The organism is Anabaena sp. UHCC 0451, from assembly GCF_034931405.1.
GTDB lineage: Bacteria > Cyanobacteriota > Cyanobacteriia > Cyanobacteriales > Nostocaceae > RDYJ01.
The window spans coordinates 18,772-31,483 of the sequence record NZ_JAYGHA010000025.1; the positions used below are offsets into that span (position 1 = coordinate 18,772).

Consider the following 12,712-nt stretch of genomic DNA (forward strand, 5'->3'; position numbering starts at 1 on the left):
ATCTAGTTATTTTTTTAATTTAAGCCAATTAATACTCATATTAATTTAACGAGCAAGGTCAAGACTGGCATCAGTAATCCTAGCTAAATACCAATTTTCAACTCGTGATTTCGCAGTCACTCCAGATTTGTTGCAACTCTTAATGTTTTTTTTGCCTTTTTTTGCCTTTTTCCCGCCAACACCTTGGTACACTGGATTTTACAAGACCTCGCGGTAAGCGTAAAACTCAGTGGCTTTAGTCCTGAGATATAAGGGACACGAGGGATTTTAATCCCCGTGGCATTTGTGCTAAAATTGGGTTGTGAGTAAGAATAACTGTCTACGTGTTGAAGCATCCTAGTACGGAGAAATCCCGGCTCTTGTGAAACAACGGTTAGGTTCTAAGTCCTGACGACAGTATGACTTGAAAGAGCAATTAATGGCAGGTTGCGGAGCGTACCGCGAATTGGCTTAGTGATGGACTCTGAAAGCTTTGAAATTAGTGAAAGTAAGCGCAATTTCGACACCTTAATCGGTAGTTGCTTTGAGCGTCTAGGCGACGTTTGACGGTCGCAGCGAGGGTTTTACTCTGTCCGCAGAATCTCAGTGTCTTTAGACCTGAGAGTGTCAAACAAATGTAATTATTGTCCTTAGCTGCACCTTGTGAGAGCATAAACTTTGGCTGTCTGGTGTACTCAAAATTAAGAAAAACATTTATGGCAATCAAGAGATGGTAGATTCCTTAAAAAAACCAGGCTTTGAAGAAATGCGTCCTGGGGTTAAAGTCCCCTCCAGGGAAACCCTCTTAACACCCCGGTTTTACACAACAGATTTTGATGAAATGGCGCAGATGGATATCTCCGTCAACGAAGACGAGTTAATGGCCATCCTCGAAGAATTTCGGGTAGACTACAACCGCCATCACTTTGTTCGGGATGCTCAGTTTGAACAATCCTGGGACTCTATTGATGGGGAAACTCGCCAGTTGTTCATTGAATTTCTCGAACGTTCTTGTACAGCGGAGTTTTCCGGCTTTTTGCTGTACAAAGAACTCGGCCGCCGCTTAAAGGATAAAAGCCCTGTATTAGCAGAATGCTTTAACCTCATGTCACGGGACGAAGCGCGTCATGCTGGATTTTTAAACAAGGCAATGTCAGACTTTAATCTATCCCTAGATTTAGGGTTTTTGACTAAGAGCCGTAGTTATACCTTCTTTAAGCCTAAATTCATTTTCTACGCGACCTATCTCTCTGAAAAGATTGGTTATTGGCGTTATATCACCATCTATCGTCATTTAGAATCCCATCCTGAAGATCGGATTTATCCAATTTTCAACTTTTTTGAAAATTGGTGTCAGGATGAAAACCGCCACGGTGACTTCTTTGATGCCATCATGAGAGCGCAGCCTCAAATGCTAAATGACTGGAGAGCTAAACTATGGAGTCGGTTCTTCTTGTTGTCAGTGTTTGCAACAATGTATCTCAACGACATCCAGCGTAAGGATTTCTACGCTTCCCTGGGTTTGGATGCGAGAGAATATGACATTCACGTGATTAAGAAAACCAACGAAACCGCAGGTCGAGTTTTCCCACTGATGTTAGATGTTGATAACCCAGAGTTTTATCGACGTTTGGATATTTGTGTCAAAAATAACGAAAAATTGACCGCAATTGCCAACTCTAATACACCCAAATTCCTGCAATTATTCCAAAAAGCGCCAATTTATGTTTCTCATGGTTGGCAATTATTAAACCTGTACTTGATGAAGCCCATTGATGCAGTTGCTGCTCATGGTCAAGCTAGGTAATTTCATCTAATTTTCTAAAAGTTGCGGTGGTTCTGTTGTGTACAGAGCCACTTTTTTTATTTGCTTCAGTATATTTAAGAACCAGAAGGGAGCAAGCCTACAAAAATCAGCGTCAGCAATTGTATATTAACTAAAGATTTAGGTGTAATCCCGATGTTTAAAGATTTTACTAGGAAACTACCACTTATACTAACTTTTTGCTTATTTAATAGCTTATTACCCGCTGCCGCTACTGATGTTTGTTCCACTGAAAATGGTCAAGGAGGCTTTAAAATAGCTCAACGCTATAACCAGGACGGGGATAGAGAAAGTAATGGCCGTGCTGGAAGAGATGGCCGCAGTGGACAGAACCAGACTATTTCTGCTGGTTCACCAGTTAATCTTGACCTATCAGGTACGAATGGAGAAGATGGGGAAGATGGGGAAAATGCTTCTCGTCCCAGATGTGGTAGAGATTTCAGTAAAAATGCCAACAAAAATATTAATGCTCCTGATGGTGGTAATGGTGGTAATGGTGGTGTTGGTGGTAAAGGTGGAGATGGGGGAAATGGCGGTTCTCTCACAGTTTATTACACCAATTTAGCAGATTTAAAGACAATTTTTGTCCGTGCAGTTGGGGGAGAAAGTGGCCGGGGTGGACGTGGTGGCCAAGGAACAGCGGGTTGTAACTGTCATCGTCGCAGTTGGGAAGAAAAAACCTGTACAGGAACTCCTGGTAGTCCTAATTATAAGTGTACTAATACAGTTTATCGGTGTTATAACGGCAGGAATGGAAATAATGGAAGTAATGGACCGGATGGTAAACGCGGAAGCTTAGGGACTTTAAGTATTATTAATAGTCAAGAACCATTGGTGAATGATACACCAACTCGAAAAGTAGCAATTTCTCAACTAGGAAGTGAACAATTAACACTTTCTAAAAATAAATGGCTACAGCGTCAAGGTGCAGTTTCTTTACTAGCTGCTGGTTCTATTATTGCTGATGAATATCGAGAGTTTGAGCGGCGTTTAGAAGGAACTTTGAAATTAATTTGGCAAGAAAAACAGCCCATTGCTAACTTTGCTAATCAGACTGTAATACTGAGTTTAAATAATAATCAACAAATAGAAATTGCCTTTCCTGAAGATATGTGGGTTGATAGTAGTGCCAAAGTTGAGGATAAAGTGACAGAGTTTACTGTTAATTATGTAATTCCTCAACAAGAAGTCACTAAGTTAGCAGTTTCCGAGTTTGCCGATGCGGGACAAAACCTCAACTTAAAATTAGTTGATTTAGCAGGAAAGTCTGATTTAATCAACACTCAATTTAAAATAAAATATCGGGCAAGAGATAAGTTTTCTGGTAGTTCCGACTATCAAACTTTTTATGAGGGGGATATTCCTGTTACATTAATAACTCGTGAATATAACCGTTTTACTCTGGCTTTGGGTAAGCTAAAAATGCCTAGTGATGCTGTTAGTTCTGGAACAAATGTGGAAATTGAAGTAGTAGCAATTCGTTCTTTAGGTGAACGTTCTGCTCAACAAAATCTGAGATGGCAAGGTACAATTCGCAAGAGTAAATAATTGGTCTACTAACTTTTGTTTCTATGACTACTTTAAGCGTAATCATTCTTGCAGGTGGTAAAAGTTCCCGGATGGGTGAGGATAAAGCCTTAATTCCCATTCAGGGAATACCCTTATTACAAACAGTCTATAATGTTGCTAAAAGTTGTACTAATAGCATATATATAGTTACACCTTGGCCAGAAAGATATCAATATTTGCAGTTACCTGGATGTGAATTTATCGCAGAAGTTCCCAATAACACACAAAGACCATTAGTAGGTTTTGCCCAAGGACTAGAGAAAATAAAAACAGAATGGGTATTATTGTTAGCTTGTGACTTACCAAACTTGCAAGTTAAAGTGTTACAAAATTGGGTAAATAAACTGGATAATATAGAAGGAGAAAATATTGCTTGTTTGGTAAAACATACTAAAGGTTGGGAACCTCTTTGTGGTTTTTATCGCAGTCTTTGTTTACCGCTACTTTTAGATTTTATCAATCAAGGAGGACTTTCCTTTCAAGAGTGGCTGAAATTATATCCAGTTGCACTTTTACCTTTATCAGAACCAAATATGTTATTTAATTGTAATACTCCAGAAGATTTATCTTCACAACTAAAATCTCCAAATTCTAAGATAAGTTGAGGATTTAAGTAGGTAGGCGTTGAAATTTATCGGTTTTTCCCCAGTAGGGGCGAAGCATTCGGTCGATAATTTATCGGTTTTTCCCCAGTTTATTTTCCGAATGCTTCGCCCTTACACCGAATGCTTCGCCCCTACGACTCCTGGAATATTAGCTGAAATCGCGCAACATTTTTTTCAGTTCGAGATTGTGCATCTCTTCTTGTCCAATCATGCCACGGGCGAATTCTTCTAGATAGATACTGGCATCAGTAACTGTTTCTAGAAGATTTTTGTACATATCTAGGGCGTTCTTTTCGTGGGATAAACTTTCCTCTAAGATATTTTTGACCGTGTGTTTGAAACTTTCTTCCATTGAGGCAATTCTCAGAGTAGGATGTCCTTCTAAACCGGTGAGAATTTCCCCTACTTGTTGGGCATGAAGTAGGGATTCACTGGCTTGAGCTTTAAAAAACGCAACAATTGGAATGCGGTTAGGTCCTGTTACCATCAATGAATAATGGGTGTAGCGGACTACCCCAGCTAGTTCAAACTCCATGATGGCATTGAGGATATCAATTGTTTTTTGTTGGTCAAGTTCTCGCATTAGTTTTTAAGATGAGCAAAATTACGGTTGGAAAGGATTTTAGTGAGGAGTTATACACTTTTTATGTGTCGTAAATCTAGATGATTGGGAATGATTAATCTTTCACTATTTCCTCTCTTTCTACTTATTTTAAGCTGTTTGTTGTTTATATCCAATGGTGTGGAAATCTTAATTTTGTGCTTTAGTGCTAGTTTGAGAAAGGATTTTTTGGGTATTTTCCTCTACAGTTTTCAGTAGCTTATTGACATCATCAGGCGTTTTCATTGCTTGTGCGGGTGGAATAGCAGTAGGTCAAACTTTTAATAGCTCTGCTCAAGCTGTATCTATGGCTTTTTGCACTTCTGGCTTTACCTGAACCATCTTTGTAGAAATACCCACTTCTGGCTTTACCTGAACCATCTTTGTAGAAATACCTGTATATAGTTCCAGGACTTACGCAACTGGCACATTGGTAGGGTGCGTCAGACTGCATAAATCCTGCAAATAAACAGATTGTTGATATCTGACGCACCCTACAACAGATTTTTGGTGTGACACGCAGCTTTAGTCCTAAGTTCGTTGGGGTAAACCACAAAGCCATAGAAACTTTGTACCTCACGAGCATGGGAACTGCTATATATATTCAAATATCTGGAGTTTGAATCTGATGACAGAATATTTTAATTTTGAGGCAGATTTTGTTGACGCTCTTCGGTGTATACCAATGCAGGTACGTTGCAAGTTAGATACCTGTGGTATTAAGTTGAAATTGTCTGATTGGCATCAGATGACCATATTACAACGCACCACTTTAGTGGAATTACCCTGCTCAACAGCAACAGAAATTCAATTTTACCAAGAGCATTTACAAAAATTAATTTTAGAACTTACAGGCAAACCAGCTACTAAATTACCAATTGAACCTCACCCCCCGTGGATGGATTCTGCTACTGTACCACCTAGCCTTCAGGAAAAAGCACAAGAAATAGGTGTCACTATCACGTTACAAAATTGGGAAAAGTTAACTCCATTACGACGGTTTGCGCTGCTTAAACTTAGTCGTCCTGGACATGAAAACAAAAATTTTCCTACCGTCATGGCAGAGTTTAATCTGATTTAGGTAGTAAAGATGTTTTGCTGTCAAGACATTTCGCCATTACGTCTCTACAGTAGTCAAACCACCATGAATTAACATCCGTCCCTATATTATTTGTGAATTTGGCATTTTGTATTTTGAATTGGAGCAAAGCATCGGTTAGTGAAGCTATAGTGTATTTATCAATGGTGCTGCCGTTCATAAGGCTAAAATTAAGTCTACTACCTAAACATTTGATAACGTAGCTTGGCGTAAGCCATAGAATTTCTTTAGACACACTCACTAACTCGATGACAGGCAAAAACGCAAGACATAAAGCATTTCTGCGGCTAGTGTCTAGTAATGAAGTAGCTTCCAGGTCAGAATCTCGCTACTCACTGCTTCCCAATCAAGAAATGGTCATTGGACGCGACCCCATCTGCCAAGTTGTCTTGGATGCCATGATGTACAGGATGGTGTCTCGTCGTCATGCAGTGGTTCGTCCTCTCTCGTTATCACCAGATAGCAGATTCAGCTGGGTAATTTGTGATTTAAACAGTGCCAATGGCACTTTTTTAAATGGTCAACTTTTGCAAGGTTCTCAGGAATTGCACCAAGGTGATCACATTTCTCTGGGTGCTGATGGTCCGCAATTTATTTTTGAGTACGAATTTGTCCCTCAACCGACCGTGATGACAGCCAGTCAAGGTACAGTGATAGCCTCTACCAAAAATGGGCAACTGCAATCACAGCATGACTCGGTTAGTTTCACACAGCTATTTCCAATTATTTCTACTGGCAAAGATCTAACTCGCAAAGCTTATCTTGTACCAGGAATATTAACAGTTATCTTCGTAGTGTTGATGTTCGGTACTGTAGGCCATCCCCAAGCAAATCAAGTCATTGTCGGGTCTTATATCGCCTCTGCTGCTTACTACTTTGTTTACCAACTTTGCGGTAAGCAGAAGCCCTGGTGGGTACTCATCGCTATGGCATTGAGTACCATGCTAATTTTGCTCAGTCCTTTATTAGATTTTTTTATCTTTGTCTTTCGCGTGATTTTGCCTGGTAGTTTACCCTCATCTCAAGATTCGATTACCTTTACAGAATTACTTGTGCGGATGTTTTTCGGCGCTGGATTAATGGAGGAATTACTCAAGGCATTACCAGTATTAGCTGCTTATGTTGTGGCTAACTCTTTGTCCTCACCTTGGCGAGAACGAATAGGAGTTTGGGAACCACTAGATGGTATTCTCCTGGGAACTGCTTCCGCTGTAGGTTTCACTTTGCTGGAAACTCTTGGTCAATATGTGCCTGTAATTACGCAAAATGTTACCCAACAATCTGGGTTAGGTGCTGGACAACTGGTGGGTTTGCAGCTACTAATTCCCCGCATTTTAGGTTCTGTCGCTGGACACATGGCTTACAGCGGCTATTTGGGTTATTTTATCGGGTTAGCTGTCCTCAAGCCGCTGATGGGTTGGCAAATTCTCGCTGTTGGTTATCTAAGTGCCTCCGCCCTCCATGCTTTATGGAATGCTACAGGTTCTATTAATGCTCTGCTATTGGTGGTTGTGGGTGTTTTATCTTATGCCTTTTTGATGGCGGCAATTCTCAAAGCACGGGTTTTATCACCAACTCGATCCCAAAATTTCGCTACTCGCTTTCTCGAACCCAAATAAATCAGTTAATCAGTTATCAGTTATCAGTTATCACTGTGTACTGATCACTGTTTACTGATTACTGTCTACTTTTATCCATTCTTGTTAAAAGTTTTCTATGTCTCAGGATAGATGACTCAATTATTGCAATCAGTCTATATGTAGTTTATGGTGGGGCGAATATGAGTAGAAAATGAAAATTCAGCAAAAGGCTTTGAGACACAGAAGAACCGCGTCACAATCGAAAATAATTACTGTCTGCATTTAATCATCGCCTATTCTTGGGTCAGAAATTTAAGATTCCTCTTTTAAGCTAGAGAGTTCTTTGAAGGCATAATTAGCGATCGCTAAACTGATTTTTGCCTGTTCTATTTCTGATAAATCTGTCCACTCTCGATTTTCCAAATTGCTGATGATAGATGCCAAGTTTTGTGGTTCGTTACTTCGCATGGAGTATGCAAAAGGACGGGCTAGAACTAGTAAATCGTCTGTTCCCCAATTTGGCAGTAAGGCTTGAACACATTCTACTAGTTTCTCACTGGCAGACTGTTCTAAACTGATAATTTCTGATGCTTTTTGAGCGATCGCATTCAGCCAATTTGCAGGAACAGAGGCAGCAAACGCATTGTGTATCGCTACTTTTATACTTTTAGATGGCTGTTCATCATGGTCAGTTTTAGAATGGTAAACTTGAGACCAAATTTCGTCTAGATTGTGATAAAAATCTTGCGATCGTCTAGTCAGGTCTTCTGCTAGTAAATCCTCACATTCAAACTGCTGCTCTAGTTCATTAAAATAAGCTTCTGATTCCTGATCAACCAAATTCCATGGATAAGTCGCATCTTCAGGCTTTAGTAGTGCTTCTAATAGCTCTAAATCGACGATCAATGGTAAAAGTTGGCAAGTATCTAACTCATTAATTTTATTAATCATGTTTCACCTCACAATTAATTAGCATTCATTGATTAACCTTGTTGACAGCTACAACTGGCAGATTCAAATTTCCGTAAAAAACAATTTCTTAGTCATTAGTTATTAGTCATTAGTCATTACTGGTTGTTAGGTAAGATTGTTCTTCCCAATCCCCAATCCCCAATTCCCAATCCCCAATCACCTATCATCTAATGGATCTTCAATTACGAACTCCCAGGTTTCACCCTTAGCACTACCAAACTTTAATTTCATTCCTGATGTCAGAGGTACTTCTTCGCGGAGAATTTGTTGCCAACCATTTTGACTCAAACACCAGGTTGTACCGTAGGTAGAAAAATCTTGCAGATAATAAGTGGGAACTGATTGAGAACCAGTGAGAATATTCCGGCAGAGGATTTCGGCATGGCGTTTGGAAACATAAACTTCCGGGATGACAATATCATTGTCTTTTGTGCGACCAATACGAGTGACACCAGAACGCAGTAACCAAGTTTTACCTTCTGGTGAAAGTGATCGCAAAGCCGCCGTGAGTGAGGGAGCAGTGATACCAGAGATAGCTGTATCTGGTAGTTCCGTAATTCCTTCATCAACGGTTTTAATTAAATCACCATGAAAATCTGGATGCAGGTAGAGAACTGGTAATGTCCAAGCTGGTTGATTGAACTTATATATTGTTAACAGTTCTTGCCTAGCTACTGCCACTGCTTCATCAATAGGTTTACGCGATCGCAATGCTTCAGCAAAAGCTTGAATAAAACTGTGACTTTCTTGGTCAGCAATTTCATCCCGCATTGCTAATACCGCCGGTACACCATGACGGATGAGGACTTCTGCTAAACTACTTGCAGGTATAGCCTGTTGATTCATAGCTGCTGGTTGCGCTCCCCAACAGGCATTAAACACCCCTAATTTTACACCTGTCCGGGTTAATACCTGGGCTAATTCTATACCATTGAGGGTCATATTTGAACCCAAAAATAATAAACCACCATCGGGATCTGGCAGACCATGACCAGCGTAAAAGAACACATTGTAGGCCTTGGTTTCTAACTCTTGAATTAACTGTTGTGGAGTGGGTTGCAAGAGTGTTTTCACCATACAGGCTGATACAGAATTTTTCCCAGATGGACTGCATTCTGACAAAATTTTTTCCAGAATAGCAGCTTCTTTTTCTAATTCTAGGTTGTCATCATGCCCCAAAACTAACAAGACGTTTAAAGCTGGGTCTGTTCGCAAATTTGGCAGGGGTTCAACTTCACTGATAGTGCGACTAAATAAAATATCTTGGGAAAGAGATATTGCCGATTGGCCGGGTTCGCGCTGCATAATTTCCCAAGGTAGAGCGATTAGATCAGGATCACGAATTTCCAATCGCAACCGCAATCGTTTATTCTGACCCATAGCCATACCGCGACTACGTTCCAGACTACCAATAATTGCGCCATCGAATACCCAACGCCATAAATTTATGCCCAGATATTGCATCAAACGACTACTGTAGGGACTTGTAGTTTGACCGACCAGGGCTGAACTCAAATCAATTGGTAATGTATTTTCTCCTGGTGATGTCGAAATTGAACCAATATCCAGGGGAATATGACCAGCAAACATTTGCTGCCATTCTTGCCAAATTTGACTAAGTTCAGGAAAAAAAACACAATCACGCAAAACATAACCACTGGGATAGGGAGCTTTAACCACCCAAATGGCGAAGTTATCAGTGCCAGTATTTACCAGACGAGCGATCGCCACATTTAGGCAGGACATGGATTCAGGAAACTAAACTCTAAAAACCAACAAACAAATAAACTTTGTCTAGGAAGTGAATTCTTATTTTGTTCATCACCTGAATTATCATATCCCATTATGGTGATGAGAATCACTGAGGCTCTGCTGGTGAACTCACTGGTGGTGTTGGTAAATCTGGTTGGTTTTCTTCACTTTGCGGTGTTGGTTTTGTTGTTGTTTGTGGGCTAACAAATGGAGTTAGCGGCTCAATAGTTTTCTTTTCTGGCTCTCGCTGTATTTTGATCCACAATCCCAGTGAAGCAGCAGCTAAAAGCACCACTAAAAGAATTAGCAACTGTAGCGGTATTTTTGCAGCACGAGCCGACTTAGTTTCTGGAATGACTTGAGTTTGCTGGTGGGAATTGTTTAAAGTTGTTGCATTTGTTGTTCTGGGTGTCAAATCTACAGTTTTGCTGGCTGAAATGGTAGGAATTTCTGCTTTGAGGATGATATCTGGTTCCAAGTAGTTGACTTGATAATGTACTAAAGCGATCGTGACGTTATCATGTCCATTTTTCGTATTAGCGATTTCTATGAGTCGAGAGGCAACATTTTCTATATTTGTCTCGCCAGTGAGAATTGGTAAAATTTCCGTTTCCCAACAATCTTCTATTCGATCAAAATCACTCAACCCATCGGAAGTCAGCAAGAAGACAGCATCTTCGTCAATAATAAATCGTTGGGAAGTAGGATGCAATGAGGCACTCTTGCTCATACCTAATGCTTGGACTAAAGATCCAGAACCACTATGTTGTAATGCTTCCCGATAAACTGCATAGCCCAATCGTACCTCACGAGAAGCTACATCATCATCCAGGGTAACTTGATAACAACCGTGGCGCGTAATCCAATAGGCACGACTATCACCAATATGGGTAATGTACATTTCATGGGCAATAGGCAAGGCCATGACTAAAGTAGTTCCCATCCGTTGCCGCCCTTGGCGTTGTTCAGTGTCGTTGCGTTGGCTGATTTTATCGTTGACAATTGCTACGGACTGTTCTAAATCACCCAGCAGTATTAAGGGATCTATGTTTTCATAAGGAACTGAGGTGAGTTGGATCACCTGTTGTTGAATGGTTTCAATGGCCAAATTTGATGCTATGTTGCCTCCCTCATGTCCACCAATGCCATCACAAACAATGGCTAAGGCGTTTTGCTGGGGAGGTTTGCTCACCAGAACACCGCTAGGTGGATAACAGGCATCTTCGTTACGTTGACGACTCGGACCTGTATCTGTTTGGGTGATAATTTTAATGGTGGTGCTTTGGGTTGGAGAATTTCGCCCAGAAGAGGCTGTCCCCAATCCTGCCAGGGCTTGATCTAAAACCGTAATTAATTGTTCTGATGAGTTGATTTCACCCTCAATGAGAGCGTCGCTAATTTGCTTGAGGAATTCAGCTATGGCTGGCTTGGTATTTTTCAGGAGTTGTTGCCAAAATTCTCCTAGTTCGGACAATTTTGGGGCTGTTGGGGAATCAAAACGCAGTTCTAGTAATCTTACTAAAGCCCCTTCTACTCGGATTAAATGGGGATCTAATAAGCTAGAACCTACTCCTTCCGTTGAAAAAGGTTGCCACAAATGAGCTATCTGCCAAAGCCAATTTATTTGCCGCATTGATGAGGCATCACCCCAAGCTGTAGTTAACTCGCTGCACAGATTTACCTGAGTCTCTGTACTATTAGCTAACAAAGGCGGTTTCTCTAGGAGTAATATTCCCGACTGAGATTGTTTCTCATTGAGATAGACTATCCCATATACTTGTGGTATGTGCAAGCGATAAGGAATTAGTTTTAGATACGCTTTTATTTTCTCTAAATTATCTAATTCAGGTATCTGGGGTAGTAAACCAGGTTTAAGATCAACAATAATTGATTGACCAATGATTAAATAGCGATCGGCTAAAATTTCTCCAGGACTACCCAGACTCAAGCTATCTCCCACTGCCCGCAGGTAACGCTTGGGTAAGGGTGTGGAGCATCGCTGACAAAACTTGTGGGTCAAGGGGTTGGCAGCTTGACAATATTCATTTGGGCAGTAAAGCGTTGCCGCATCATTTTCCATATTTGTCGCACCGATCAGCGATTGGCAATTTATTCAACAGCAGGGGTAGTTTTTATTGAGTCCACTGATGTTTTTGTACTCAACATCATTGGGGATTGGGGATTGGGGATTGGGGATTGGGGATTGGGGATTGGGGATTGGGGATTGGTGACTAGGTAGAAAGTTATTCTCCTCTGCTCACCTGCTCACCTACTCACCTGCTCCCCTACCTCTAATTTGTTGGTGAGTCATGGAGTTATAAATTTTGTAACTCATCAACAATAACTCTTAAATTCATTGATTTGCGTTAGCTGCAACTTGGGGTAGTCCCATACTGTAGTTGGTAACGCGGCTAGAGAGATTGTAGCTAATTTCACCTTTTTGTAGAAGCGATCGCAGAAAATGCTCTAGGTCTGACCCAATCCGACGCAGGTTATAATCTGTTAGGTCTACACCACTGGAAGCTTCTACTAGTTCATCAAACTTACGATAAACTTTTTGTAGCGTGTCTTCATTCCAGATAAATTCATTGTCTGGGTCAACATCTAAGGTCAAGACATGATTGCTAGGAACTAGTTCATCTTTGTCCATTTCCGCCGCAAAAATGCGAATATGACGGGTTGTAGACTTGAGCAGCATCAGGTTATCCATAAAAGGAAAAAGGTCTAAGA

General features: G+C 40.7%; 10 protein-coding genes. 5 read left to right on the forward strand and 5 right to left on the reverse strand.

The window, feature by feature from the left end:
• Window positions 1–709 precede the first annotated feature (709 nt).
• From acsF to VB694_RS17470, 3 genes are all read left to right on the forward strand, one after another.
• On the forward strand, window positions 710–1,786 hold the full coding sequence (gene acsF / locus VB694_RS17460; protein WP_323361603.1) for a magnesium-protoporphyrin IX monomethyl ester (oxidative) cyclase: 1,077 nt from the start codon (window positions 710–712) through the stop codon (window positions 1,784–1,786).
• Window positions 1,787–1,939: 153 nt separating this feature from the next.
• Entirely contained in the window at window positions 1,940–3,352 is a 1,413-nt protein-coding gene (locus VB694_RS17465) for a collagen-like protein (RefSeq protein WP_323361604.1), read from the forward strand.
• A 23-nt stretch (window positions 3,353–3,375) separates the two neighbouring features.
• Window positions 3,376–3,978 carry a molybdenum cofactor guanylyltransferase gene (locus tag VB694_RS17470; RefSeq protein ID WP_323361605.1) on the forward strand — a complete coding sequence of 201 codons (603 nt, stop codon included), beginning with the start codon at window positions 3,376–3,378 and terminating at the stop codon, window positions 3,976–3,978.
• A gap of 148 nt (window positions 3,979–4,126) precedes the next feature.
• On the opposite strand, the gene VB694_RS17475 is transcribed toward VB694_RS17470, so the two are convergent.
• Entirely contained in the window at window positions 4,127–4,561 is a 435-nt protein-coding gene (locus VB694_RS17475; RefSeq protein ID WP_323361606.1) for a ferritin-like domain-containing protein, read from the reverse strand.
• 646 nt (window positions 4,562–5,207) lie between these two features.
• On the opposite strand from VB694_RS17475, the gene VB694_RS17480 reads away from it, so the two are divergent.
• Window positions 5,208–5,660, forward strand: coding sequence for a nitrate reductase associated protein (locus tag VB694_RS17480; RefSeq protein ID WP_323361607.1), 453 nt, complete (start codon window positions 5,208–5,210; stop codon window positions 5,658–5,660).
• Between the two features lie 266 nt (window positions 5,661–5,926).
• Window positions 5,927–7,297 carry a PrsW family glutamic-type intramembrane protease gene (locus tag VB694_RS17485; RefSeq protein ID WP_323361608.1) on the forward strand — a complete coding sequence of 457 codons (1,371 nt, stop codon included), beginning with the start codon at window positions 5,927–5,929 and terminating at the stop codon, window positions 7,295–7,297.
• Between the two features lie 273 nt (window positions 7,298–7,570).
• Here VB694_RS17485 and VB694_RS17490 read toward each other — a convergent pair whose 3' ends face one another.
• The 4 genes from VB694_RS17490 to VB694_RS17505 form a co-directional block, all read right to left on the reverse strand.
• On the reverse strand, window positions 7,571–8,209 hold the full coding sequence (locus VB694_RS17490; RefSeq protein ID WP_323361609.1) for a hypothetical protein: 639 nt from the start codon (window positions 8,207–8,209) through the stop codon (window positions 7,571–7,573).
• Between the two features lie 177 nt (window positions 8,210–8,386).
• Window positions 8,387–9,976 (reverse strand): CHAT domain-containing protein, encoded by a 1,590-nt coding sequence (locus VB694_RS17495; protein WP_323361610.1) that lies wholly within the window; start codon window positions 9,974–9,976, stop codon window positions 8,387–8,389.
• Window positions 9,977–10,088: 112 nt separating this feature from the next.
• The gene (locus tag VB694_RS17500; RefSeq protein ID WP_323361611.1) at window positions 10,089–12,062 is read right to left on the reverse strand and encodes a protein phosphatase 2C domain-containing protein; all 1,974 of its coding nucleotides are present in this window, start codon (window positions 12,060–12,062) and stop codon (window positions 10,089–10,091) included.
• A 273-nt stretch (window positions 12,063–12,335) separates the two neighbouring features.
• Window positions 12,336–12,692, reverse strand: a complete 357-nt coding sequence (locus tag VB694_RS17505; protein WP_323361612.1) for an NAD(P)H-quinone oxidoreductase subunit M — start codon at window positions 12,690–12,692, stop codon at window positions 12,336–12,338.
• Window positions 12,693–12,712 lie beyond the last annotated feature (20 nt).

Bases quoted from the DNA above. Each gene is read 5' to 3' on its own strand.
- acsF (WP_323361603.1), top strand. From the start codon at position 710: ATGGTAGATTCCTTAAAAAAACCAGGCTTTGAAGAAATGCGTCCTGGG.
- VB694_RS17465 (WP_323361604.1), top strand. From the start codon at position 1,940: ATGTTTAAAGATTTTACTAGGAAACTACCACTTATACTAACTTTTTGC.
- VB694_RS17470 (WP_323361605.1), top strand. From the start codon at position 3,376: ATGACTACTTTAAGCGTAATCATTCTTGCAGGTGGTAAAAGTTCCCGG.
- VB694_RS17475 (WP_323361606.1), bottom strand. From the start codon at position 4,561: ATGCGAGAACTTGACCAACAAAAAACAATTGATATCCTCAATGCCATC.
- VB694_RS17480 (WP_323361607.1), top strand. From the start codon at position 5,208: ATGACAGAATATTTTAATTTTGAGGCAGATTTTGTTGACGCTCTTCGG.
- VB694_RS17485 (WP_323361608.1), top strand. From the start codon at position 5,927: ATGACAGGCAAAAACGCAAGACATAAAGCATTTCTGCGGCTAGTGTCT.
- VB694_RS17490 (WP_323361609.1), bottom strand. From the start codon at position 8,209: ATGATTAATAAAATTAATGAGTTAGATACTTGCCAACTTTTACCATTG.
- VB694_RS17495 (WP_323361610.1), bottom strand. From the start codon at position 9,976: ATGTCCTGCCTAAATGTGGCGATCGCTCGTCTGGTAAATACTGGCACT.
- VB694_RS17500 (WP_323361611.1), bottom strand. From the start codon at position 12,062: ATGGAAAATGATGCGGCAACGCTTTACTGCCCAAATGAATATTGTCAA.
- VB694_RS17505 (WP_323361612.1), bottom strand. From the start codon at position 12,692: ATGGATAACCTGATGCTGCTCAAGTCTACAACCCGTCATATTCGCATT.